General features: G+C 35.7%; 20 protein-coding genes. 8 read left to right on the forward strand and 12 right to left on the reverse strand.

Features of this window, described 5'->3' with window-relative positions; genetic code table 11:
- Window positions 1-118 precede the first annotated feature (118 nt).
- Both BM371_RS03225 and BM371_RS03230 read right to left on the reverse strand, forming a co-directional pair.
- On the reverse strand, window positions 119-1,534 hold the full coding sequence (locus BM371_RS03225; RefSeq protein WP_034675771.1) for a leucyl aminopeptidase family protein: 1,416 nt from the start codon (window positions 1,532-1,534) through the stop codon (window positions 119-121).
- Between the two features lie 12 nt (window positions 1,535-1,546).
- Window positions 1,547-2,668 (reverse strand): alpha/beta hydrolase-fold protein, encoded by a 1,122-nt coding sequence (locus tag BM371_RS03230; protein ID WP_034675774.1) that lies wholly within the window; start codon window positions 2,666-2,668, stop codon window positions 1,547-1,549.
- 176 nt (window positions 2,669-2,844) lie between these two features.
- Between BM371_RS03230 and glgB the strand changes: the two genes are divergently transcribed.
- From glgB to apaG, 7 genes are all read left to right on the forward strand, one after another.
- Complete coding sequence (gene glgB, locus BM371_RS03235; protein ID WP_177225343.1) at window positions 2,845-4,794, forward strand: 1,4-alpha-glucan branching protein GlgB; 1,950 nt, start codon at window positions 2,845-2,847, stop codon at window positions 4,792-4,794.
- Window positions 4,791-6,197: a glycogen synthase gene (locus tag BM371_RS03240; protein ID WP_034675779.1), complete on the forward strand. Its 1,407-nt coding sequence runs from the start codon at window positions 4,791-4,793 to the stop codon at window positions 6,195-6,197. The genes glgB and BM371_RS03240 overlap by 4 nt, the downstream gene beginning before the upstream one ends.
- 68 nt (window positions 6,198-6,265) lie before the next feature.
- Complete coding sequence (locus BM371_RS03245) at window positions 6,266-7,534, forward strand: glucose-1-phosphate adenylyltransferase (RefSeq protein WP_034675780.1); 1,269 nt, start codon at window positions 6,266-6,268, stop codon at window positions 7,532-7,534.
- Between the two features lie 117 nt (window positions 7,535-7,651).
- Window positions 7,652-8,740, forward strand: a complete 1,089-nt coding sequence (locus BM371_RS03250) for an SRPBCC family protein (RefSeq protein ID WP_228376729.1) — start codon at window positions 7,652-7,654, stop codon at window positions 8,738-8,740.
- A 123-nt stretch (window positions 8,741-8,863) separates the two neighbouring features.
- Window positions 8,864-11,677 carry a 2-oxoglutarate dehydrogenase E1 component gene (locus BM371_RS03255; RefSeq protein ID WP_034675783.1) on the forward strand — a complete coding sequence of 938 codons (2,814 nt, stop codon included), beginning with the start codon at window positions 8,864-8,866 and terminating at the stop codon, window positions 11,675-11,677.
- A gap of 38 nt (window positions 11,678-11,715) precedes the next feature.
- A complete protein-coding gene (odhB, locus tag BM371_RS03260; RefSeq protein ID WP_034675784.1) occupies window positions 11,716-12,975 on the forward strand; it encodes a 2-oxoglutarate dehydrogenase complex dihydrolipoyllysine-residue succinyltransferase in 1,260 nt (419 codons plus the stop codon).
- An 82-nt stretch (window positions 12,976-13,057) separates the two neighbouring features.
- Window positions 13,058-13,444: a Co2+/Mg2+ efflux protein ApaG gene (gene apaG / locus BM371_RS03265; protein ID WP_034677309.1), complete on the forward strand. Its 387-nt coding sequence runs from the start codon at window positions 13,058-13,060 to the stop codon at window positions 13,442-13,444.
- A 62-nt stretch (window positions 13,445-13,506) separates the two neighbouring features.
- Here apaG and BM371_RS03270 read toward each other — a convergent pair whose 3' ends face one another.
- Genes BM371_RS03270 through BM371_RS03280 form a run of 3 tightly spaced genes read right to left on the reverse strand, consistent with a single transcriptional unit; the run spans window position 13,507 to window position 15,951 of the window.
- Entirely contained in the window at window positions 13,507-14,061 is a 555-nt protein-coding gene (locus BM371_RS03270) for a 3'-5' exonuclease (RefSeq protein ID WP_034675785.1), read from the reverse strand.
- 24 nt (window positions 14,062-14,085) lie between these two features.
- Window positions 14,086-15,075, reverse strand: a complete 990-nt coding sequence (locus BM371_RS03275; protein ID WP_034675787.1) for a glycosyltransferase family 2 protein — start codon at window positions 15,073-15,075, stop codon at window positions 14,086-14,088.
- Window positions 15,076-15,951, reverse strand: a complete 876-nt coding sequence (locus BM371_RS03280; protein WP_034675788.1) for a lysophospholipid acyltransferase family protein — start codon at window positions 15,949-15,951, stop codon at window positions 15,076-15,078.
- Window positions 15,952-16,030: 79 nt separating this feature from the next.
- On the opposite strand from BM371_RS03280, the gene BM371_RS03285 reads away from it, so the two are divergent.
- Window positions 16,031-16,603 carry a thioredoxin family protein gene (locus BM371_RS03285; protein ID WP_034675791.1) on the forward strand — a complete coding sequence of 191 codons (573 nt, stop codon included), beginning with the start codon at window positions 16,031-16,033 and terminating at the stop codon, window positions 16,601-16,603.
- 34 nt (window positions 16,604-16,637) lie between these two features.
- On the opposite strand, the gene BM371_RS03290 is transcribed toward BM371_RS03285, so the two are convergent.
- The 7 genes from BM371_RS03290 to BM371_RS03320 all read right to left on the reverse strand — a co-directional run bounded on the left by BM371_RS03290 (window position 16,638) and on the right by BM371_RS03320 (window position 24,034).
- Window positions 16,638-18,041 carry an aldehyde dehydrogenase gene (locus tag BM371_RS03290; protein ID WP_262486418.1) on the reverse strand — a complete coding sequence of 468 codons (1,404 nt, stop codon included), beginning with the start codon at window positions 18,039-18,041 and terminating at the stop codon, window positions 16,638-16,640.
- A 294-nt stretch (window positions 18,042-18,335) separates the two neighbouring features.
- A complete protein-coding gene (gene rplI, locus BM371_RS03295) occupies window positions 18,336-18,854 on the reverse strand; it encodes a 50S ribosomal protein L9 (RefSeq protein ID WP_034675793.1) in 519 nt (172 codons plus the stop codon).
- 127 nt (window positions 18,855-18,981) lie between these two features.
- The gene (gene rpsR, locus BM371_RS03300; RefSeq protein WP_034675795.1) at window positions 18,982-19,284 is read right to left on the reverse strand and encodes a 30S ribosomal protein S18; all 303 of its coding nucleotides are present in this window, start codon (window positions 19,282-19,284) and stop codon (window positions 18,982-18,984) included.
- 32 nt (window positions 19,285-19,316) lie between these two features.
- Window positions 19,317-19,658, reverse strand: a complete 342-nt coding sequence (gene rpsF, locus BM371_RS03305; RefSeq protein WP_034675796.1) for a 30S ribosomal protein S6 — start codon at window positions 19,656-19,658, stop codon at window positions 19,317-19,319.
- Between the two features lie 134 nt (window positions 19,659-19,792).
- Window positions 19,793-21,109: a T9SS-dependent choice-of-anchor J family protein gene (locus BM371_RS03310; protein WP_034675799.1), complete on the reverse strand. Its 1,317-nt coding sequence runs from the start codon at window positions 21,107-21,109 to the stop codon at window positions 19,793-19,795.
- A gap of 93 nt (window positions 21,110-21,202) precedes the next feature.
- Complete coding sequence (locus BM371_RS03315; protein WP_074958531.1) at window positions 21,203-22,552, reverse strand: chloride channel protein; 1,350 nt, start codon at window positions 22,550-22,552, stop codon at window positions 21,203-21,205.
- A 162-nt stretch (window positions 22,553-22,714) separates the two neighbouring features.
- Window positions 22,715-24,034, reverse strand: coding sequence for a dihydrolipoamide acetyltransferase family protein (locus BM371_RS03320; protein ID WP_034675802.1), 1,320 nt, complete (start codon window positions 24,032-24,034; stop codon window positions 22,715-22,717).
- Window positions 24,035-24,053 lie beyond the last annotated feature (19 nt).

The following is a 24,053-nucleotide window of genomic DNA, read 5'->3' on the forward strand; positions in this document are numbered from 1 at the left end:
AAATTATAAAAAATAAAAGCTTATGATTATTGATTATTTAATATTAAAAATTGATAACCTTTGTGCTTTTGAAAATTGCTAATCAAGTATAAGAAGAAAATCTGTAAAAAACTAATTTTTAATGATAATTTTCGATTAAATCGGCTAATAATTGCACACCAAAACCGGTTGCTGCTTTTTCTTTTGCATATCCCACATTTCCAAACGCAACTCCAGCAATATCAAGATGTGCCCAATTTGGATGGTTTCCGATGAATTGCTCCAAAAATTTGGCGGCGACAATACAATCTCCTATGGGTTTCATTGAGATGTTTTTGAAGTCGGCAACATCAGATTTAAAATCATCCATCCAAATGTCCCAAAGCGGAAGATTCCATAATCTCTGATTCGTTTTATCTCCGGTTTTAATTAAAATATTTTTCAAATCTTCATTATTCGAAAACATCGCACCACAAGTGTCTCCAAACATTCTCACAGAACTCCCTGTAAGTGTTGCAAGATCGATCAGAACATCTGTTTTGTAGTTTTTTGAAAGGTAAGACAATCCGTCTGCAAGCGTCATTCTTCCTTCTGCATCGGTATTGAGAACTTCGATGGTCTTTCCGTTGTAAGCGGTAATTACATCGCTTGGTAAATAAGCGTTTTCAGAAATTGCATTGTCTGTAATCGGTAAAATAGCTGTAATGTTAACGGGAAGTTTCATCTGAGATGCGTAAATAAGTGCTCCAATCACTGCGGTTGCGCCTCCCATATCGGATTTCATATAATGCATATTGTCTGAAGCTTTCAGGGAAATTCCTCCGGTGTCAAACAGAACACATTTTCCTACGAGTCCGAAAGTTTTTGCATTCTTTACAGTTGTTTTATATTCTAAAATGGTAAAAGCAGCGTCATAAGCACTTCCCTGGTTAACCGACAGAAAAGCTCCCAAACCAAGTTCTTCGCATTTTTTTCTGTTGAAAGCGGTGTATTTTAACTGATTTTTTTTGGCTAAATTTTTCAGATATGCATTGATGGCTTCAGGTCTTTTTAGATTTGCTGGCTTGTTAAGCCAATCCATACAGGCGGTTTGGCCTTCACAGATCGCATCAATTTTTGTTGAAATTGTTTCTAATTTTTTAGGACTTAAATTCCCGAAATGAAGTTCGAAAGATTCATCCCAAAAAGGGTGGGTTTTATCAAAAGGGTAGTTGTAGGTTCCTAAAAGAAGGCCTTTTGCAAATTCTTCAAACTGGTTTTCATGAATAAAATCTGCAATTAAAAGAGTAGCAACAGTCTGGATGTTTTTTTTGTGGGTCTGGGAAAATTTAATTCCGGTTTGCTGAAACTCAAAATTCTGAGAAGTTTCTTTCCCAAGACCTATATAATAAGTAATGGTTTCTTCGCTGGTTTCGATGAAAATTTCGTGTTTTTTTCCGGAGAAAAGAAGTGAAATATTTTTATTGAAATTTTTATAGTTTAAAGTCCAGGCTTCTTCTGTAAATAACTTAAAAACCTGAGCGTATTGTTTATTTTTTTTGTTGATTAGTTTCATGATTAGATTATATTAATTTTTAATATTTTCCTGATGGGGTGTTACCTCAAGAGGATTTTCGATGTTATTGTAGAACAGCCACTCAATCGCTCTCGGAAATTCCTGTGACCAGTAAAATTCACTGTGAGCTCCGTCCGGATTGATGCTGGTTTTAAATTCAAAATCAAAAAGATTCTTCTTTTCCCATTGTTTCAGATAATTTTCAAAAACCTGAATTCTTTTCACCATTTTCGAACCTTCCTGCTCACCTCCGTAAAGATAGATTTTAGTTTTAAAAGGAACTCTGAAGCTCATCATTGGGAAATTATTGTTCGGTTCTACCCAAAGTGATGGTGAGAAGATCAATAATTTAGAATATACTTCAGGGTAAAGAAACCCGCTGTAAATACTGATAAGTGCACCCAAAGAACTGCCGCCGATTCCTGTGTTTTCTCTGTCTTTTTTTGTTCGGTAATGTTCATCTACAAAAGGTTTTAAGGTATCGGTTATAAATCGGATGTATTTTTTACCTTCCGAACCATTGGCGACATGGTCATTATCAAAGATATATTCTTTTATACGGTCTTCACTTCCGTGTTCAATGGCGATTACAATAAGATCTCCGCGGCCGTATTCCGCAAGAATAGATAGTTTCTTATCGATTTCCCAGTTTCCGTAAGGACTTCCTTCATTAAAAAGATTTTGAGCATCCTGTAAGTAAAGAACGGGATAACTTTTATCTGAAATATAGTAATCGTGGGGTAGAAGTGCCCAGACTTTTCGAAAACGGTCGAGCTGTGGGATATAAAATTCTTCAGAAATGACTTCTACGATAGGAAAAAATTCATCTTTGAAAGGTCCCCAGTTTAATCTCCATTTTTCTATAAAATCCTGTGTGGTTTTTGAAGTTTTTTTGACTTTTCTGTTGGGCGTGATGCTTCCGTACTTGTCTAATTCTACATTTTCCCAACCGCCTTTGGTGAATTTATATTCTACTTCATCGGAGAGTAGCTGATCTTCTATTTCGATACTGTAAGTATTTTCATCGGACTGTTGAAGCTGGAAATTATAATCTTTAGGATTCCATTTGTTGAAGTTTCCTGTGATAAAGATTGGTCTGTTGTCTGTTTCTGATGTGCTCAGTGTAAATTTCATTGTGTTTTATCGGACATTTTAAGCTTTTAAATTTATGAAAAATCTTTTTAAAGATATTGTTTAAAAATAATAAAATTTATGGTGTGGCAGAGTTAAAATTCATATATTTGATAGTCATCGTTATTCAGTAAATAAAATGATCATAACGACTGATTTAGACCGAAAAACCAAATATGATGAATTTTGTAAAAACCTATACACTTTTTACGGAACATGATGTGTATCTTTTCAAGGAAGGTAAACATTACAGGCTCTACGAAAAGTTTGGGTCTCATTCTGTTGAGAAAGACGGAGTAAAGGGGGTGTATTTTTCGGTTTGGGCTCCGAATGCCAAAAAAGTTTCGGTAATCGGGAATTTCAACAACTGGAATCATCGTGAGCATATTTTGTTTCCGAGATGGGATAAGTCCGGAATCTGGGAAGGATTTATTCCTGCACTTTCGTGGGGTACCTTATATAAATATGCTGTTGAAACCTTTCAGGGACATATTTTAGAAAAAAGTGATCCGTATGCATTAAGCTGGGAACAGAATCTTCAGGCGGCTTCTATGGTTTCTACCAATTGGTACGAATGGGACGATCGGGAATGGCTCGAAAAACGCTGGCAAAAAAACAGTCTTGAATCACCAATTTCTGTTTACGAAATCCATTTAGGTTCGTGGATGCGAAATGCAGATAATCCCGAGAAATTTCTTAATTATAGAGATATTGCCGCAAAGCTGGTTCCGTATATCAAGGAAATGGGTTTTACACATGTAGAATTCATGCCGGTGATGGAATATCCTTATGATCCGAGTTGGGGTTATCAGATTACAGGTTTTTATGCAGCAACTTCACGTTTTGGTTCACCACAGGATTTGATGTTCTTGATTAATGAACTTCATAAAAACGATATTGGCGTTATTTTAGATTGGGTTCCTTCTCATTTTCCGGGTGATGCAAACGGATTACACCGTTTTGACGGCTCTTATTTATATGAGCATGAAGATCCGCGAAAAGGTTTTCATCCTGACTGGAAATCCTATATTTTTAATTACGGAAGAAATGAAGTGAAATCTTTTCTTATTTCGAATGCCGTGTTCTGGCTTGATCGTTATCATGCAGACGGACTTCGTGTGGATGCTGTAACGTCGATGCTTCATCTTGATTATTCAAGGAATGAAGGAGAATGGGAACCGAATATTTATGGTGAAAATGTAAATCTCGAAGCAAAAACTTTCCTTCAGGAATTTAATACGGCTGTTTACAAAGAATTTGGCAATAATATCATGACGATTGCTGAAGAGAGTTCAGATTTTCCAAAATTAACGAAACCTGTTCATGACGGTGGCGTCGGTTTTGGAATGAAATGGATGATGGGCTGGATGCACGATACTCTATTTTATTTTAAAGAAGATCCTATCAACAGAAAACAACATCATCACAAGCTGAGTTTTGCCTCGATGTATATGTATAATGAGAATTATATGATTCCACTTTCACATGATGAGGTTGTACACGGAAAAGCCAGCCTTATTTATAAAATGAAAGGCGATGAATGGCAGAAATTTGCCAATCTCAGAGCTTTGTATGTGTATATGTTTACGCATCCCGGAGCAAAATTATTGTTTATGGGAGATGAGTTCGGACAAACTAACGAATGGAACTTTAAGCAAAGCTTAGATTGGCATTTATTGCAATATCCTGTTCATCAAGGATTGCAGAGTTTAGTTAAAGATCTGAATCACCTCTATAAAGATGAGTCTGCATTTTACGAAAATCAGTTTAAACCGGAAGGTTTTGAATGGGTTGAAGCCAATGATACCGACAATTCTGTCTATATTTATTTAAGAAAAGGGAAGAGAAGGGATGATGTTTTTATGATTATTTTAAATTTAACTCCACGGGTAATTGATTATAAAGTGGGCGTGAATGCAGGAACACATTGGGAAGTCGTTCTCAATTCCGATGACGAAAAATATAGCGGAAGCGGAGTAGAAGCCCACATTTTCAGAGAAGATCATGATCAATGGATGAATCGGCCAAGATCGATCAGCTTAAACCTTCCTGCACTTTCGGGGATTGTTTTAAAACAGAGAAAAAATAAAAAATATAAATTAAATAGGATTAAACAGCACAAAAAATGACAATATTTCACCTCAGTACAGAATGTTATCCCGTAGCCAAAGTTGGCGGATTGGCAGATGTAGTAGGCGCACTGCCGAAATATCAGAATAAAATAAAAGATATTGATGCCAAAGTAGTGATGCCTTGGTACAACAAGCATTTTGTATATGATTATGATTTTGAAGTTGTTTTTGACGGCTTTATTCATCAAGGTTCCAATATGCTTCAGGTTCAGGTTTTGAAAGAAACTACGAATGTTTTGGGATTTGAATTGTATATGGTGAAAATTCCGGGATTGCTCGATCGCGAAAATCCTTACGGATATCAGGATGAAAATTTTCAGTTTCTGGCTTTTCAGCATGGGATTTTGCATTGGTTATCGGCGATGAAAATTCGTCCGGATGTTTTGCATTGCCACGATTATCATACAGGTTTAGTTCCTTTTATGGTTGAAAACTGCTATGAATTTGAATTTCTGAAAGGCGTAAAAACAATCGGTACAATCCATAACGGGGAATATCAGGGAATGATGAGCTGGGATATGGTGAGTTATATGCCTGCTTTCGATCATTACAAATGGGGACTTTTAGACTGGAACGGATTTATCAATCCTTTGGCGAGTATGATTAAATGTTGTTATGCATTTACGACGGTTTCGGAAGGATATCTGGAAGAACTTTTTGTGAGTTTCAAGGGGCTGGAAAGTCTGGTGAGAGAAGAATTTTCAAAAGCTTACGGTATTATCAACGGAATTGATACTGATGTGTGGAATCCTGAAACCGATCCGATGATCGATTTTAACTTTACTATTAAAAATGCTTTAAAAATAAAAAAGAAAAACAAACTGAAGCTTTGTAAAGAATATGGTTTGAATCCTGAACTTCCTCTTTTTGCATTCATCGGTAGATTTGCTACAGAAAAAGGAGCCGATCTTTTACCGGATGTTATTTGGAGAAGTATAAAGCAAAGTTTTGGCGGTTTAAACATTATTGTTTTGGGTTCAGGAAACGAATATGTGGAAAGACAGATGAAAGAATTGAACGCTGTTTACTCGAATTTTGCTACAGATATAGGATATAAAGAACATTTATCCCATAAAATATACGCTTCGGCAGATTTTTTGTTGATGCCTTCAAGGGTCGAGCCTTGCGGTCTCAATCAGATGTATGCGATGCGATACGGAACGGTTCCGGTTGTAAGTTATACAGGTGGATTGAGAGACACGGTAAAAGATATTTCTACAGGAGGTTCCGGCTTAAATTTCACTTATCCTGGAGTAGACGATATTATTCATGCAATGAGCCGAGGCTTAAATATTTATAAAGACAAAGCTCAAATGGAAAATTTGGTGTTATCTAATATGAAATTCGATTTTGCCTGGGAGAAATCCGCAGAAAAATATATAGCTTTATATAATCAATAGATTTAGAAAAATAATCTGAAATTTTTAAATATTAAACAAACTATAAAATAATAAAAACGCAGATATTTATGAAACACAACGTCATTTCAATTGTTTTGGGGGGAGGAAGAGGGACGAGACTTTTTCCGTTAACGTACACGAGATCAAAACCTGCTGTACCTATTGCCGGAAAATACAGATTGGTAGATATACCGATTTCAAACTGTTTAAATTCTGGTTTAAATAAAATTCTTGTTTTAACACAGTTTAATTCAGCATCATTAAACTCACATATCAAAAATTCTTATCATTTTGATATTTTCAGTCAGGGTTTTGTAGATATTTTGGCGGCAGAACAAAATGTTGACAGTGATAGCTGGTTTCAGGGAACGGCAGATGCAGTTCGTCAGTCGATGAAACACCTTGAAAAATATGATTATGAATATATTTTGATTTTATCAGGAGATCAGCTTTATCAGATGGATTTTAATGAAATGCTTGATTTTCATATCGAAAACGGTGGAGATGTTACCATTGCAACCATTCCTGTAACTGCAAAAGATGCTACAGGTTTCGGTATTCTAAGTTCGGATGATGAAGGAAATATTACTTCATTCGTAGAAAAACCCGGATTTGATGAGCTGAATGGCTTACAATCAGAAGTTTCAGACGAAAACAAGACAAAAGGCAAAGAGTTTTTAGCATCAATGGGAATTTATATTTTCTCAAAAACAATTCTTAAAAAGATGTTTGATGAGGGAGCGGGAGACGATTTCGGAAAAGACATCATCCCTAATTCTATCGGGAAATACAAAACTTTAAGCTATCAATATGAAGGTTACTGGACGGATATAGGAACTATTGAATCTTTCTATGAAGCGAATCTGGATCTTTGCCATGATTTCCCTCAGTTTAATTTATTTTCCTCAGCGCCAATTTTCACACGTGCAAGAATGCTTCCGCCATCAAAAGTGAATGGTTCATACGTAAGCAAAGCAGTTTTTGGTGACGGATGTATTATTTTGGCAGATAAAATCGAAAATTCTGTAATAGGAAACCGTACAAGAATAGATAAAGGAAGCACTATTGTGAATTCTTACATTATGGGTGCAGATTTCTATCAGAATACCAGTGATATTGTAATGAATGACAGCAAAGGTTTACCCAATATGGGAATCGGGAAATACTGTTATATTGAGAAGGCAATTTTAGATAAAAACTGCTACATCGGAGATAATGTAAGGATCATCGGTGGAAAGCACCTTAAAGATGGAGACTACGGAACTCATTCCGTACAGGACGGTATTGTTGTTGTTAAAAAAGGAGCAGTCTTAACTCCTGGAACACATATCGGATAGAAGCTTGATGCTTGATGCCGGAAGCTGGGTGTTCTGAGGAGTGATAATTTTGAAATTTAGCAATTAATCAAAATCTATGCAATTGAATCTAACATCCATCAAAAATAAAAAAGAAGAGTGACTAAAGATATTGGTCACTTTTTTTATTTGTCTTACTTTTGTGCGATGCGTTTTTTCAAAATCATAGCGGTAATTGTGGTATTTCTGATCGGAGCTTATGCGGCTTCCATGTATTACTTTGTGGATGAAAGTAAAGAGTTTACGATCGAAAAAGAAATAGATTATCCTTTGGAAAAAGTGTTTAATCAGTTTAATAATCTGCAGAACTTTACCCGCTGGAATAACTTTTTTTCAAGCTCAAAAACCATTACGATCGATTATTATCTACCTTATGAAGGGCAGGGAAGTGCAATCAGTTACAATGATCCGAAAAGTGAAGATGGCGGCGAAATGTTTATCCGTTACGAGAATCCAAATAAGACTTTGAGATATCAGCTTTTTGAGGATGAGGACGAAAATCCGACCTTGATTGATGTGAAATTTATAGCAGTTTCCGCTGAAAAAACGAAGATCAAATGGTTTGTACATACTCCAAAATTGCCACTTCTTTCAAGAGCGCAAAACTTCTGGACCGAAGATAAATTTGCTGAAAATATCGATAAAAGCATGCTTAATCTAAAAAATGTATTAAGCAACAAAGTAGAGAAAGACAATCAGCTGGCTGCGATAAAATACGACAGCATTATGGTTGAAAATGAAGAAGCGAAAATGATTCTTGGCGTCAACGTAAGTGCTTCCAACAAAAAAGATGCGTTGTACAAAAATATCGTCATGAATTACAATAAAGTAAATAATTTCGTGTCGATGGATTTGGGTAAAAAAAATGATGAGGTAGGTTATCCTGTGCTGATTACCGATGCCGATAATTTTAAAGATAAAGAGGTATCTTATTTCTTCGGAATCCCATTGTCGAAGAAAGTAGGAATTACGGATAATAATTTCAATTTCAGGTCTGTAAATCCTACCCAGAATTATGTGATGTACTACAAAGGATCTTACGAGGGAAGAGTAAAGGCAATTCAGCAGCTGATGCAAAAAGCCAAGAAAGACGAGATGCGTTACGGTGATGTTTATCAGACTTTTATCGAGTCGCCTGCAGAAGGTCAGAATGTCAATATGAAACTTTCTCTTTCAGTTTACAGATGATTTTTTCCCAATTATTGATTTTATAATTTTTTTAAAGGTTTGAGACTATCCTAACCCGTTTTTTTTTATTAAATTTGAAGATTAATTCGATAAACAAAATTTAATAATAGATAAACTGTAATAATGGACAGATTTTCATTCCTAAACGCAGCTCATTCTCAGTTAATTGAGGATTTATACCAACAATACTTAAAATTCCCGGACTCTTTAGAACCATCATGGAAGGCCTTTTTTCAAGGTTTTGATTTTGCATTGGAGAACTATTCTGATGAAGAAGACATCCAGTACATTAAAAATTCGGGGAATTCTTCTCCTGCAGTTCAGCAGATTTCTCAGGCGGCTTCAAACGGTGAAGTTCCGGAGCATATCAAGAAGGAATTTAAGGTGGTAAATCTTATTGAAGCGTATAGGACGAGAGGTCATCTTTTCACAAAAACAAACCCTGTTCGTGAAAGAAGACACTACACTCCGACTTTAGATATCGAAAATTTCGGTCTTGATAAGTCAGATTTAAACACAAAATTCAACTGTGCCGTTGAAACAGGAATGAAAGGTCCTGCAACTTTACAGGAGTTAATTACACACTTAGAAAACATTTATTGTGATTCTATCGGTGTGGAATATATGCACATTAACAACGTTCAGGAAAAAGATTTCATTAAGCAGTGGCTTCAGGTAAATGAAAACCATCCAAATCTTAATGCTAACGAAAAAACTGAAATTTTATTAAAATTAAATCAGGCGGTTGCATTTGAAAATTATCTTCACACAAAATTTGTTGGTCAGAAAAGATTTTCATTAGAGGGTGGTGAAACATTGATTCCAGCTTTGGATCAGTTAATTTCAAGATCTTCACAGTTGGGAGTTGATGAGGTTGTTTTAGGAATGGCTCACAGAGGTAGATTGAATGTGTTGACAAATATTTTCGGTAAATCTTACAAACAGATTTTCTCAGAATTCGAAGGGAAAGAATTTGAAGAAGATGTATTTTCTGGTGACGTTAAATATCACTTAGGTTCGTCAAAAAAAATCAAGACGGCTTCTGGAGAAGAAGTTGCGATTAATTTAACGCCAAACCCATCTCACTTAGAAACAGTTGCAGCTTTGGTTGAAGGTATTTGCCGAGCGAAAGTTGATGATAAGTATAAAGATTATTCTAAAGTTTTACCAATTATTATCCACGGTGATGGGGCAATTGCAGGACAAGGTATTGCATACGAAGTTGCTCAGATGATGACTTTGGAGGGGTACAAAACTGGCGGGACAGTACATATCGTTGTAAATAATCAGGTTTCATTTACAACAAACTATATGGATGCAAGATCTTCTACCTATTGTACAGATGTTGCAAAAGTTACAGAGTCTCCCGTAATGCACGTCAATGCAGATGATGCAGAAGCTGTTGTTCATGCAATTCATTTCGCAGCTGATTTCAGAGCGAAGTTTGGTAAAGATGTTTATATCGATTTGTTAGGTTATAGAAAATATGGCCACAACGAAGGAGATGAACCAAGATTTACACAGCCTAATTTATATAAATCAATTTCTAAGCATCCGAATCCAAGAGAAATTTACAAAGATCTTTTGTTGAAAGACAGCGTTGTATCAAACGATTTGATCGCTAAAATGGAGGCGGATTTCAAAGCTCTTTTAGATAAAGATTTTGATGCTTCTAAAGAAATTGAGAAAAACGTAATGGACGTTTTCATGGCAGATGACTGGACGAATTATCCGATTGGGAAAAGAGGCGCAGTTCAGGAAGCTGTTGATACAAAATATGACTTAGAGAAGTTGAAAGAATTGGCCATTAAAATGTCAACACTTCCGGCTGATAAAAAGTTTTTAAATAAAATTACAAGACTCTTCGAAAACAGACTTAAAGCTATTGAAGGAAACTCATTAGATTGGGCTCTTGGAGAATGGTTGGCTTATGCTACACTTCTTGTTGAAGGTCACAACGTAAGAATTTCTGGTGAAGATGTGGAAAGAGGAACGTTCTCTCACAGACATGCGGTGGTGAAAACTGAAGATACGGAAGAAGAATATGTACCATTGAGACAACTTTCTGAAAGCAGATTTGACGTTTTCAATTCTCACTTATCTGAATATGGAGTTCTTGGTTTCGATTATGGATATGCAATGGCTTCTCCTAATACTTTGACGATCTGGGAAGCTCAGTTCGGAGATTTCGTGAACGGTGCTCAGATTATCGTTGACCAATATTTAGCGGCTGCAGAAGAAAAATGGAAAATTCAGGACGGTTTGGTAATGTTGTTGCCTCATGGTTCAGAAGGTCAGGGTGCGGAACACTCTTCAGCAAGACTGGAAAGATTCTTAACACTTTGTGCTAATGAAAATATGGTTGTTGCAAATGTTACTTCTCCTGCCAACTATTTCCACTTACTGAGAAGACAGTTGAAATGGGCATTCAGAAAGCCGTTAATTGTGATGAGTCCGAAATCTTTGCTAAGACATCCAAAAGTGGTTTCTCCGCTTGAAGATTTCTCAAACAAAGGATTCCAGCCAATTTTAGATGATCCGACTGCAGATCCTGCAAAAGTTGAAAAATTAGTGCTTTGCTCAGGTAAATTATATTTCGAATTATTAGCTAAGAAAGAAGAATTAAATTGTGAGAATATTGCATTGGTAAGATTTGAGCAGTTATATCCGCTTCAGACTGATGCTATCGAAGCTATTTTTGCTAAATATTCAAACAGAAAATCAATCGTTTGGGCTCAGGAAGAACCAGAAAACATGGGAGCTTGGTCTTATATCCTGAGAAATTTCAGAGATACAGGAATTCAGGTTGTTTCTCCGGTACCAAGTGGTGCTCCGGCTCCGGGAAGTCACAAAATGTTTGAGAAAAACCAAAATGCTGTTATCAATAGAGTTTTCGACAGAGACGATGCTCCGGTTAAAAGACCTGTAACAGCTTAATTATAATAATATCCAATTAAAAAAATAAAAAATACGATATGTCAATTTTAGAAATGAAAGTTCCTTCACCGGGAGAATCAATTACAGAAGTTGAAATTGCAACTTGGCTTGTAAAAGATGGTGATTATGTAGAAAAAGATCAACCAATCGCTGAAGTAGATTCAGACAAGGCAACATTAGAATTACCTGCAGAGCAGAGTGGTGTAATCACTTTAAAAGCAGAAGAAGGTGATGTAGTACAAGTAGGACAAGTAGTTTGTTTAATCGATATGGATGCTGCAAAACCCGCGGGATCTGCTCCTGCTGCGGAAGCTCCAAAACAAGAAGAGGCTCCTAAAGCGGCTGAACCGGCTAAACAAGAAGCTCCAAAACCTGCAGCTCCTGTTGCAGCTGCTGCGACACAAACTTATGCAACAGGTACTCCGTCTCCTGCAGCGAAGAAAATTCTTGACGAAAAAGGGATCGATGCATCTCAAGTTTCAGGTTCCGGAAGAGATGGAAGAATTTCTAAATCTGATGCTGAATTAGCGGCTGTTCCTGCATTAGGAGGAAGTCCTCTTTCTGCTACAGGCTCAAGATCTACTACAACAACTAAACTTTCAGTTCTTAGAAGAAAAATTGCTCAGAGATTAGTTTCAGTAAAGAATGAAACAGCAATGTTAACGACTTTCAACGAAGTTGACATGTCTGAAATCTTTAGACTAAGAAAACAATATAAAGACGAATTTGCTCAAAAGCACGGAGTAGGACTTGGTTTCATGTCTTTCTTTACAAAAGCGGTTACAAGAGCATTACAAATGTATCCTGATGTAAATGCATCAATCGACGGAGATTTTAAAGTAAACTATGATTTCTGCGATATTTCAATTGCGGTTTCAGGTCCTAAAGGATTAATGGTTCCTGTATTGAGAAATGCTGAAAATATGTCTTTTTCAAGTGTTGAAGCAAACATCAAAGATTTGGCAATCAAAGTAAGAGACGGAAAAATCACAGTTGACGAAATGACGGGAGGTACTTTCACGATTACAAACGGTGGTACTTTCGGATCAATGATGTCTACACCGATTATCAACCCTCCTCAATCTGCAATTTTAGGTATGCACAACATTATCCAGAGACCGGTTGCTGTTGACGGGCAGGTTGTCATTCGTCCGATGATGTACGTTGCGATGTCTTACGATCACAGAATTATCGATGGTAAAGAATCTGTAGGATTCCTTGTTGCGGTAAAAGAAGGTATTGATAATCCGGTAGAAATTCTATTAGGCGGAGACGAAAGAAAAGGTTTAGGATTATAATCCGTACTTTTTATTAAATAACAAACCCCGTCTCTCAAAAAAAGGCGGGGTTTTTGTATTTATTGATTTAAATTGAATGAAAATGTTCTCGAAAATTACTTCCAATATAAAGGTTTCGGTCGTCCCCGAATACGATAGCAAGAACAGTTATCCGTCAGAAAACCGTCACGTTTTTAAATATAATATTGTTATTGAAAATGATGCAGATTTCCCTATAAAAATCCTTAAAAGAAAATGGTTGATTTTTGATGTAGGTTTTGGATATACGGAAGTGGTAGGTGACGGAGTAATTGGCTTAACTCCCGATGTAGAGCCCGGCGATAATTTTGCTTACTTTTCAAATGTAATGCTTCGTTCCGGAGTAGGAAATATGAGTGGAAAATACCTTGTTGAAAACGCTCAGACCAAAGAAAGTTTCGAAATTGATATCCCTAAATTTAATCTCTTATCTGAAGTTTTAAGTAATTAATTGGGCAAGCTTAAATAACATATTTTCAAACATCTGTGAAAATCTGTGTGGTCTGTTAGAAATTACAATATCTTAATTTTCTGCTTCATATAATCTGTAATTTCATCATTGCTTGTAAGAAACAATTTTTCGAAAGCTAAAAGTGCAATTTTTGCACAAACTTCGGCATCATCTCCTGCTCTGTGATGTTTAAACTGAATATCATGGTACTCTGCAAGATGTTTTAATCCATATTTAGGAAGATAATTCCATGATTTTTTTGCCAGCTGAATGCTGCACAAATAATTTAATTTCGGAGCAAACATTCCGTAGAAATCAAGACAGCCCCGTAAAACACCTGCATCAAAACTTGCGTTATGGGCAATCATTAAAGTTCCGTACATCAATTCTTCAATTTCATACCATATTTCGTCAAAAGTAGGAGCGTCTTTTACATCACTCGGAAGAATGCCGTGTACATCAATATTTCTTTGATTGAAATAAGGAAAACTGGGAGGTTTTATGAGCCATGTTTTGGTTTCAACAATTTTAGAATCCTGTACAATACAAACTCCGACTTCACAGGCTGAATGTCTCTCAAAGGTTGCAGTTTCAAAATCGATGGCGCAGAAATCCATTTAATAGAGTGTGTTTGGTTTAAATTAATTTTTACCTCCTAAAAAATGCTTAAAAATAAGCCATTTTGTTTGGTAATAGTGGCTTTTTTGATGCTTTTGCCGGCGTTTCAGTGTTCCTGAAAGCTGAGCATAAAACCCGAAATGTCCTCTTGCTACTGCCCAAAGGTGTGAAAAACCGTTTTTATAAGCAAAGTAAAAGGAAGCAACACCATCTAAACACAATCTGAAAAATATCAGCCAGATCAGTTTCGGAAAGGGTAAATTCTTCAACATCATCGAAAGATTATTTCGGATGTTTAAAAAAGTTTTCTGAGCACTTTGCTTGTTTAAAGTTCCACCTCCGACGTGATAAACTTCAGATTTTCCGGTGTAAAATACTTTCTTTCCTGAATTAATTAATCTCCAACAAAGATCAATCTCTTCCTGATGTGCAAAAAATCGTTCATCAAAACCATTCTGCTCCCAGAAATCATTAGATCTGATAAAAAAACAGCATCCTGAAGCCCAGAAAATTTCTGTTTCCTCATTGTACTGACCTTTATCTTCTTCCAAATCGTCAAAAATTCTTCCTCGACAATAAGGATAGCCCAAATTATCGATCAATCCGCCTGCAGCTCCTGCAAATTCAAAATATTGTTTATTATTAAATGATAATATTTTAGGTTGAATAGCAGAAATCGCTGAATCTTTTTTAAATAAATTTAAAACCGGCTTAATCCAGTTTTCAGAAACTTCTACATCAGAATTCAGAAGACAGTAATATTCTGCGTTTATTTTTTTTAAACCTTCGTTATAACCGCCTGCAAAGCCATAATTTTTGTCGTTAATAATGATTTTTACCGAAGGAAATTTCTGTTTTAAAAATTCAACCGAATCATCTGTTGAATGGTTATCAATGACATATATTTCAGCATCATCAGAAAACCGTACAACACCCGGAAGGAATTTCTGAAGCCAGTTTTTCCCGTTCCAGTTTAAGATAACTACGGCAAGATTTTTAGATTCTTCTCTCATTTACTCTTCATACGTTTTAATAGAATCCTGATACTTCCATTTTCTGTGCGACCAAAGATAATTGTCGGGATTTTTTCTGATGGTATTTTCAAGAAGATGATGGAATTTTTGTACCACTTCATTATTCACAAATTTTTCACCATCAGGATAGATTCTGTGATAATTTACCTGATAATACCCTCTTTTTACTTTTTTCATTTCGCAATAAATAAAGATAAGATCCATTCGGGTAGCTAATTTGTCGTAACCAATGAAAGCTGGAGTTCTCTGGTTAAGAAATTTTAATCCGTAATTCACATGTGAAGAATGTGGCGTCTGATCGGCAACAAACATATAGATAGATTCGCCGTCGTTTTGTTTTCTGAAAATATTTAAAATAACTTCATTAGCTTCAAGCGCTTCATTTCCGAACTTATTGCGGACTTTTTTCATCTGATCTTCCCAAAAACTGCTGTTTACCTTTCTATAAACAGGATATGAGTTTTTTTGAGGTGTAAGCGTTGCTAAAGCATTCATCCATTCCCAATTGAAAACGTGTCCTGCCATTAAAATGATATTTTTACCTTCAGCTTTTGCTTCATGAAACAAATGCTGATTGATGTGTTGCATCCTTACACGTGATTCTGTTTCGGAAATGCTGAACGATTTCACCGTTTCTACCAGATAATCTGAAAAATTTAAATAGAATTTCTTTCTGATTTCTCTGATTTCCTCATCTGATTTTTCAGGAAATGAATTCTTTAAATTCTTCGTAATGACTTTTTTTCGGTATCCGACGATGTAATGATTCAAAAAGAAGATAATATCTGAAAAAATGTATAAGATTTTCAGCGGGAGCTTTGAAATTAAGTATAATATTTTTATCAGGAAATTCATAAAACAGGCAAATTTACGGATAATAAAATTATGGTTCTATTTTTGCTTGTAAATACTATTATTTTTTTATTTTTATGTTATGAAAAAATTGATAGTTACAGCTTTTATAGGAATTGGTTTTCTCGGATTTTCTCAGGATCTGAAGAGTGAATCAAATGTAAGGGAAAAGGATAAAACTTTGTTGGTAAAAACCGATCATGCAGAGCTGGAAGCAAAAAAGAAAGCAGCTGAAGAAAAAGCAAAGCTGCCTAAACCTTATGATCCTAAAGCGGATGCAGAAAAAGATATTCAGGCTTTAATTGGAAAAGCAAAAAAAGAAAATAAGAATATCATAATTCAGGCAGGTGGGAACTGGTGTATCTGGTGTTTGAGATTCAATCAGTATGTACAAACAACACCCGAGTTGAAGAATATTGTTGATAAAAACTATGAATATTATCATCTGAACTATTCGCCGGATAATAAGAACGAAAAAACTTTTGCAAAATACGGTAATCCGGGTGAAAAGTTTGGGTATCCGGTTTTCATCATCTTAGATAAGAACGGAAAAACACTCCATATCCAGCAGAGTGATGTTTTGGAAGAAGGAAAAGGATACAGCTTAGAAAAAGTAAAAGAGTTTTTCAACAAATGGACTCCAACGAAATCTTAAAAAATTAACCGGGAATTTTCTCCCGGTTTTTTATTTACAGAAATCTTTTGATCCAACTTAATTTTTTCTCAGAATAGGGTGGATATTTAATATTTGGTTCGCCCCAGGTTGCTTTTTCCAGAACGGCTTTTTGATGAGAAAATGTTTCAAAACCAAATTTACCGTGATAATTACCGATTCCTGAATTTCCGACTCCGCCAAACGGAAGGTTTTCATTTCCTAAATGCATCATGACGTCATTGATGCAACCTCCGCCAAATGAAAGTTTATTTTTGAACATTTCCTTCTCTTCGGAATTTTGGGTGAATAAATAAGCCGCTAAAGGCTTTTCGTGTTCTAAAATTTCATTTAAAACAAGATTGAAATTGGTAAACGAAATAACTGGCAAAATGGGTCCGAAAATTTCATCCTGCATCACGTCATCATTCCAATTGACATTCGTTAAAATTGTGGGTTCGATGTATAATTTTTCCTGATCTGAATTTCCTCCAAAGTAAATTTTATCTTTATTGATAAGCTTAGTAAGCCTTTCGAAATTCTTTGAATTGATAATTCTTGTATAATTTTCAGAATTTATTTCATATTTAAATTCCTGAATATATTTTCTAAGCATCTCTAAAAACTGTTCCTGGACAGATTCTTCTACCAATAAATAATCGGGAGCCACACAGGTTTGTCCGGCATTTAAAAATTTTCCCCAGACAATTCTTTTGGCGGCAACTTCAAGATTAGCTTCCTTGGTAATAATTGCCGGAGATTTTCCGCCTAATTCTAAAGTGACGGGTGTTAAATTTTTTGCCGCAGCTTCGTATATGATTTTCCCGACTTTTGTACTTCCTGTAAAAAATATTTTGTCGAATTTTAGTTTTAAAAGTTCGGTTGTTTCATTAATTCCGCCTTCATAAGCATATAAATATTCCGAAGGAAAGTTTTCATTGATGATTTTTACCATTGCTTTCATTGTATTTTCAGCGATTTCGCTTGGTTTTACAATGCAGCAATTTCCAGCAGCTAAAGCTGCTACAATAGGGGAGAGCGACAGTTGATAAGGGTAATTCCACGCTCCGATAATGAGAATATTTCCTAAAGGTTCAGAACAGATTCTGCTCTTTCCGATTTGATTAATAATGTTGGTACGTACTTTTTTAGGTTTTGAAAGCGATTTTAAATTGTTCAGATAATATTTAATATCATTTAATATAAAGGAAATTTCGGTGGTGAAAGTATCAAATTTAGACTTACCAAAGTCTTTCTCAATAGCTTCATAGAGAAGATTCTCATTCTGAAGAATAACATCCCGAAGTTTTTCGAGATACATCTTTCTGAATCTGAGATTTTTTGTCTGCTGCGTTTTAAAAAACTCTTTCTGCTTCGATACGATTTCCTGAATTTCCATAAACTGAATTTCCTGATTTATAGCAAATTTTCTGCCTTTTATTCTTTTATAAGTAATATTTACCGTTAGTTTGAAATTGAAAGACAATGTTTGTTTTAAATTCTTATTATGAATAGCGGGCTGCAATCATAGCCCCGATCGCAGCAATTGTTTGAGCTCATTTTTTGTTTTCGGCGGCGGCAAAGCCGCCGCCGAAAACAAAAAATAGCGAGTGCGGAGAGCGGGAAATAGCTTCTAAAATCAAACAACTTCAATATATGCTTGTTGTAATGATATAAAAGAAAAACCACTTCGATTGAAGTGGTTTTATATCTTGAGAAAATCTCGTCTTTTTGATTAAGCTTCTTCAGTAGAAGGAGCTTCTTCAACTTTAGCTTTAGGAGCAGCTGGTTTAGGAGCTTCAACCGGAGCGTCAGATACGATATCGAACTCATAGTTGTACTCAACATTTCTGTGAAGTCTAACAAGAGCAGTGAATTTACCTGTTCTCTTAATGGTGTTTCCAGGGATTTTGATGTATTTTTTATCTACAGATACACCTGCTTTTCCTAACGCTTCAGCTAAATCAGCATTGTTGATTGAACCGAATAATTTATCACCAGTACCTACTTTTGCAGGAATAGTGATAGAAGTCTTCTTCAATTGATCAACCACACCGTTTGCAGTAGCGATTAATTTTGCTTCTTCTTCTTTTCTAGCCTCTAAAGTAGCTTCAAGAGCTGCTACGTTTTTAGGAGTAGCTAAAAGTGCAAATCCTTGAGGGATCAAGAAGTTTCTAGCATAACCAGGCTTTACATTTACTGTGTCGAATTCAAGACCTAAGTTTTCAACGTCTTTTTTTAGAATAATGTTCATTGTTGTTGTCCGTTTTAGAGTTCCGAGTTTCGGTTTATATTCCGGGTACTCGTTACTTCGTTAGAATTTATTAATTAATTCAGCAACAAAAGAAGAGATTACTCTCTTCTTTTATTTATTTTTTGTCTTATTTCAATAAGTCAGCTACGTAAGGCATCAAAGCTAAATGTCTAGCTCTTTTGATCGCAGAAGAAACTTTTCTTTGGTATTTCAAAGAAGTTCCGGTGTATCTTCTTGGTAAAATTTTACCTTGCTCGTTTACGAACTGTAATAAGAAATCAGCATCTTTGTAATCAACGTGCTTAATTCCGTATTTTTTGAATCTACAATATTTCTTTTCAGATTTTGTATTGATATCAAGCGGAGTAAGGAATTTTACTTCAGATTCTCCTCCAGCTGAGGCTTGTTTAGCCATATCATCTATTGCCATGTCTTGTCTTTTTTAAAAAATAGGGTTAATAATTAAGCTTTAGCTGCTTTTACTTTAGTTCTTCTAGTGATAGCATACTCTACAGCGTGCTTATCAAGTTTTGTAGTAAGGTAACGGATTACTCTCTCGTCACGTTTGAATGCCAATTCTAAATCAGCAACTACAGTACCTTCACCTTTAAACTCAATTAAAGTGTAAAATCCATTCTTTTTTAATTGAATAGGATAAGCTAATTTCTTTAGTCCCCAATTTTCTTTGGCAACGATTTCGCAGTTCTTTTCTTTTAAAAGATCCACGTACTTGTTCACTGCTTCCTCTACCTGTGACTCAGATAGAACGGGAGTTAAAATGAAAACAGTTTCGTAATTGTTCATAATGTAAATGAATTTGTTAATTATTTCGAGGTGCAAAAATAGGTAATATATTTGTAATATGCAATATAGCTTTTGATATAATTAAAAAAAGACCTGCAAAAAGCAGGTCTTCATTAACTTCAATAAAAAAGCTGTTATTTCTTAATAATTTTTGCAGATTGAACTCCTTTTTCTGTTTGCACAGAGACAATGTATGTTCCTGATGTTAATCCTGAAGCATTAATATTTGTTTTCTCCGTTTCTAAAACATTTTTACCACTTGCATCATAAATTTTAACAAGTTTTACTTTTGAATCTGAACTGATGTTTAGCATATCTGAAACAGGGTTTGGATATATTTTGAGATTTTCATCTTTTTTAGCCAAATCATTTACAGATAGAGCTGCAGAAACATTTACAGTGTAATCTTCTGCTTGTCCATAACTACCATCTTCACAAGGAAGTGTAAGATCAGTTGTGGTATCTAATTTTTTAACTCTCATTCTGGTGTTTCCAAGAAGAGCTGTTGGAGGAACAGCTATAGAATGTACTGCCTGAATTGCATCTGTACCCGTGGAATTTACAATCGTTTGTGTTACAGTATATACTTCTCCGGCATCACTTAGATTACCATTTTGATTCCAGTCAATAAATACTGCAAAACGGTTTGTGTAATTTCCTCCCGTGTTACCTTTTAAAGTAATATCATAAGACTGTCCTCTGGCTACATTAGCAGTTTGTGAAAGGAAATATTCATGGCTGTTTCCTAAATATGCAGTTGCACTGGTTGTATTATTAATTCCTGCAAAATTTACCAAAGTAATTGGTTCATCACCATCATCACCGAAAAAATCTGCAAATACAAGCGGTCCACAATAAGAAGGTGGTGGTGCAACATAAGTGTAATCTACTTTAATGTTATCTACCATCAACATAAATTTATCGTTACTGTTATTTACAAAAGCAAATCTTATATTCTGACCGATATATGGAGTTAAACTTACAGCTCTGCTTGTCCAGTATTTATTTTCACCAGCAGTATTGTAAAGTTCAACGGTGAAGTCATTCACAGTATTTCCTCCATTGGGAGCAAGCATTACTTTGTAACCATCAGGATAATCTCCATCCTGCGCTTTTGCATCCCAGTATAAAGTTGGTGAAGCTCCGGAAACAGGTATTGTAGGCGATATTAGCCAATCGTTCGAAGTTCCTGCTGGTGTATACCAGGAAGTACTCATTGCTGCATAATTTCCTGCGGGACCTCCAAAACTTCCATTAGTTCCTTGTCTGTCGATTCGGTTCCAGCCATTTGTAATAAAATTCACACTTGCCGCAGGGGTTAGTCCATCTACATCGATTATAGTCCATGCTGAAATTCCCTGACCGTTTCCATCAAAATTTTCCTGAAATATCTGGCTAAAGCCAAATACAGGAAATGCTAAAAATAATACATTGAGTAATTGTTTTTTCATATTAAGTTATTTTTTGAATTTGTAGACAAGTTAATAAAAAATATTAAAAACTCATTTTTTGGTGAATTTATTTGGTGGTTTTTTAATGGAATTTTAATCTTTCCTAATTTCTGTTAAAAAATTGATTTTCAGGACATCATATAAAGAATGACGACTCACTAAAATAGAAGTAATTGAAGAAACCATTCCTCCAAGCATTAAGTGAAAAATCAGCGAATGTCTGTCGGTCATTTCCAGGACAATAATTGCAGAAGTAAACGGAGCGCGGGTAATGCCTGTAAGAAAGGCAACCATTCCGCCAAGAATGACGACGTTTGTTTCATTAGGTGTTAAGTCAATAATTCCGGAAATTACAGATCCGATACTTGCTCCGGCTGTTAAAGCAGGTGCGAAAATTCCTCCTGCACCCCCTGAAGTAAATGATAAGGCAGGGCCAAACATTCTTAAAATCGGAACATACCAATCTTCATGTTTATCCTGAGTATATAGTACACGTTCCATAATCTCTTTTCCTGAGCCCAAAACTTCACGGCTGATGAAAAAAGAAACACAGGCGATTAAAAGAGCACAGCCTACTAAAAAAATAACATTTGCTCTGTCTGTTTTAAGATTTCTCTTCTTCCAGTCATTCATTTTCAACATGATTACGGAAAGCTGACTAGCTAAAATTCCTGCAACTCCTGCAACAAGAACAATCGGAAACATGACCATTAATGAAACATCATTTGTTTTTGGGTAACCTAAATATAAATAAGAACCGGCTAAGGTCTGCGCTGTTAAACCTGCAATAATAACTGCAGTAAAAAGTGCTGTTTTAAAGTAATTGATGTGAGTTTTTGAAAGTTCTTCGACAGCGAATACAATTCCGCCTAAAGGCGTGTTGAAAGCTGCTGCAAGTCCGGCTGCGGCTCCGGTCATAATCATGTTTTTCTTGGATATTTTCGGCCACCAATCCGGAAGATATTCATTTACTTTTCGAAAAATAGAACCTGCGATCTGAATTGTTGGTCCTTCTCGTCCCACAGCACCGCCTCCAATAACTAAAATAACAGATGAAATAATCTTAAATACGATAATTTTTAAACTTAAAAGACTTCGTATCTTTTTGTGTTCTTTAGGATTTGCAAGTTCTACAGCCGCCATCACCTGCGGAATTCCGCTTCCTTTGGCATTGGGTGCGAATTCCTTTACCAGCCACCATGATAAAACAAAACCAATCGGTGCGATGATGAAAATCATCCAATCGTGCCAGTCTAAAATAAAATGAAGCAGGTTTTCTCCCCATGAAAATATCTTAGCGTACATCACGGCAAAAAAACCGGTAATGACAGAACCAATCCAAAACGGAATTGCCTGAAGCAGATTTTGTTTCAGCTGTTCGTTTCGGATATTGTCGAAAGATTTTTTAAGTCCTTTTCGAATGGAGACCAAAATTCTGCGCATGTTTCAAATCTAAATTAATTTTTAGTAATATGAAAGCTTTTAACGGAATTCAATATTAAATTTAATTGTAAAAATTTAAACAAAAAAACCTCCGAGAAAACTCGAAGGTTTGTATTAAAATATGCAGTAAAGTAAAATTACTTATTACTAATTATTCATTACTTATATCTCTGTATTCAAATCCCAATTTTCAAGGTAATCATGAACATGCTTCAGCATCATTCCTCCAAGAGAACCGTCTACAACTCTATGGTCGTAAGAGTGAGACATGAACATCAACTGACGGATCGCAATTACATCGCCATCTTTAGTTTCAAGAACTGCAGGTTTTTTAACGATTGCTCCGATTGCCATAATTGCAACCTGAGGCTGAGGAATAATCGGAGTTCCCATAAGGTTTCCGAAGCTTCCTACGTTTGAAATCGTATACGTTGCACCTTGAGTATCTTCCGGTCTTAATTTTTTGTTTCTTGCTCTGTAAGCCAGATCATTGATCGCTTTTGCCAAACCTGACAACGACAGCTGATCTGCATTTTTAATAACAGGAACAATTAAATTTCCATCAGGTAGAGCAGTTGCCATACCGATATTGATATTTTTCTTTTTGATGATGTTGTCTCCGTTGATAGAAACATTGATCATTGGGAAATCCTGAATCGCTTTTACGATGGCTTTTACAAAAATTGGCATGAAAGTCAATTTCTCACCTTCACGTTTTTCAAATAGATCTTTGTTTTTAGCTCTCCATTTTACAACGTTGGTCACATCAGTTTCAATGAAAGACGTTACGTGAGGAGCGATTTGCTTCGCTTTCACCATATTTTCAGCGATGATTTTTCTCATTCTGTCCATCGGAATGATCTCATCACCTGCAGAAGTTGAAATGGTTGTTGCCGGAGTCGAACTTACAGCAGCTTTTGGAGTAGGAGCTGAAGCAGTTTGTTGAGCAGGAGTAGCTTGTGGAGCAGGCTGATTTCCTCTGTTTGCAACGTATCCTAAAATATCTTCTTTGGTAATTCTTCCTTCTAAACCGCTGCCTTTAATGGTTTTTAGTTCAGATTCAGAAATATTTTCCTGTTGTGCAATTGATTTTACAAGTGGAGAAAGGTATAAGTCTCCCGAAAATTCTGTAGAGGCAGCAACTTGCAATGGCTGCTCAATAGTTTTCAAAGTTTCTGCATCGGGAGCGGTAACCGGAGTTTCAGTTTTTACTTCTTCTGAAGCCGTATTTCCGCCTTCTCCTTCAATTTCTAAAATAGCGATGGCTTCACCTACTTTTGCAACTTCATCTTTCTGCTTAAGGATTTTTACGATTTTTCCCGAAACTGGTGTCGGAACGTCTGAATCTACCTTATCTGTTGCAATTTCTACTACCGAATCATCTTCCTTTACCTGATCTCCTTCATTGAATAACCAAGTAATAACTGTAGCTTCCATCACGCCTTCACCCATCGAAGGAAGCAATAATTTGTATTCTGCCATTTTTAAATTTTAGATTTTG

The sequence above is a fragment of the Chryseobacterium formosense genome, assembly GCF_900116415.1.
Taxonomy (GTDB): Bacteria; Bacteroidota; Bacteroidia; order Flavobacteriales; family Weeksellaceae; genus Chryseobacterium; species Chryseobacterium formosense.

What these genes read in the sequence shown, in the direction of transcription:
- odhB (WP_034675784.1), top strand. Translation starts at nt 11,716, where the DNA reads ATGTCAATTTTAGAAATGAAAGTTCCTTCACCGGGAGAATCAATTACA.
- BM371_RS03310 (WP_034675799.1), bottom strand. Translation starts at nt 21,109, where the DNA reads ATGAAAAAACAATTACTCAATGTATTATTTTTAGCATTTCCTGTATTT.
- rpsR (WP_034675795.1), bottom strand. Translation starts at nt 19,284, where the DNA reads ATGGCAATAGATGATATGGCTAAACAAGCCTCAGCTGGAGGAGAATCT.
- BM371_RS03255 (WP_034675783.1), top strand. Translation starts at nt 8,864, where the DNA reads ATGGACAGATTTTCATTCCTAAACGCAGCTCATTCTCAGTTAATTGAG.
- BM371_RS03280 (WP_034675788.1), bottom strand. Translation starts at nt 15,951, where the DNA reads ATGAATTTCCTGATAAAAATATTATACTTAATTTCAAAGCTCCCGCTG.
- BM371_RS03275 (WP_034675787.1), bottom strand. Translation starts at nt 15,075, where the DNA reads ATGAGAGAAGAATCTAAAAATCTTGCCGTAGTTATCTTAAACTGGAAC.
- BM371_RS03320 (WP_034675802.1), bottom strand. Translation starts at nt 24,034, where the DNA reads ATGGCAGAATACAAATTATTGCTTCCTTCGATGGGTGAAGGCGTGATG.
- BM371_RS03245 (WP_034675780.1), top strand. Translation starts at nt 6,266, where the DNA reads ATGAAACACAACGTCATTTCAATTGTTTTGGGGGGAGGAAGAGGGACG.
- BM371_RS03230 (WP_034675774.1), bottom strand. Translation starts at nt 2,668, where the DNA reads ATGAAATTTACACTGAGCACATCAGAAACAGACAACAGACCAATCTTT.
- glgB (WP_177225343.1), top strand. Translation starts at nt 2,845, where the DNA reads ATGAATTTTGTAAAAACCTATACACTTTTTACGGAACATGATGTGTAT.
- BM371_RS03225 (WP_034675771.1), bottom strand. Translation starts at nt 1,534, where the DNA reads ATGAAACTAATCAACAAAAAAAATAAACAATACGCTCAGGTTTTTAAG.
- BM371_RS03285 (WP_034675791.1), top strand. Translation starts at nt 16,031, where the DNA reads ATGAAAAAATTGATAGTTACAGCTTTTATAGGAATTGGTTTTCTCGGA.
- rpsF (WP_034675796.1), bottom strand. Translation starts at nt 19,658, where the DNA reads ATGAACAATTACGAAACTGTTTTCATTTTAACTCCCGTTCTATCTGAG.
- BM371_RS03315 (WP_074958531.1), bottom strand. Translation starts at nt 22,552, where the DNA reads ATGCGCAGAATTTTGGTCTCCATTCGAAAAGGACTTAAAAAATCTTTC.
- BM371_RS03270 (WP_034675785.1), bottom strand. Translation starts at nt 14,061, where the DNA reads ATGGATTTCTGCGCCATCGATTTTGAAACTGCAACCTTTGAGAGACAT.
- apaG (WP_034677309.1), top strand. Translation starts at nt 13,058, where the DNA reads ATGTTCTCGAAAATTACTTCCAATATAAAGGTTTCGGTCGTCCCCGAA.
- BM371_RS03240 (WP_034675779.1), top strand. Translation starts at nt 4,791, where the DNA reads ATGACAATATTTCACCTCAGTACAGAATGTTATCCCGTAGCCAAAGTT.
- rplI (WP_034675793.1), bottom strand. Translation starts at nt 18,854, where the DNA reads ATGAACATTATTCTAAAAAAAGACGTTGAAAACTTAGGTCTTGAATTC.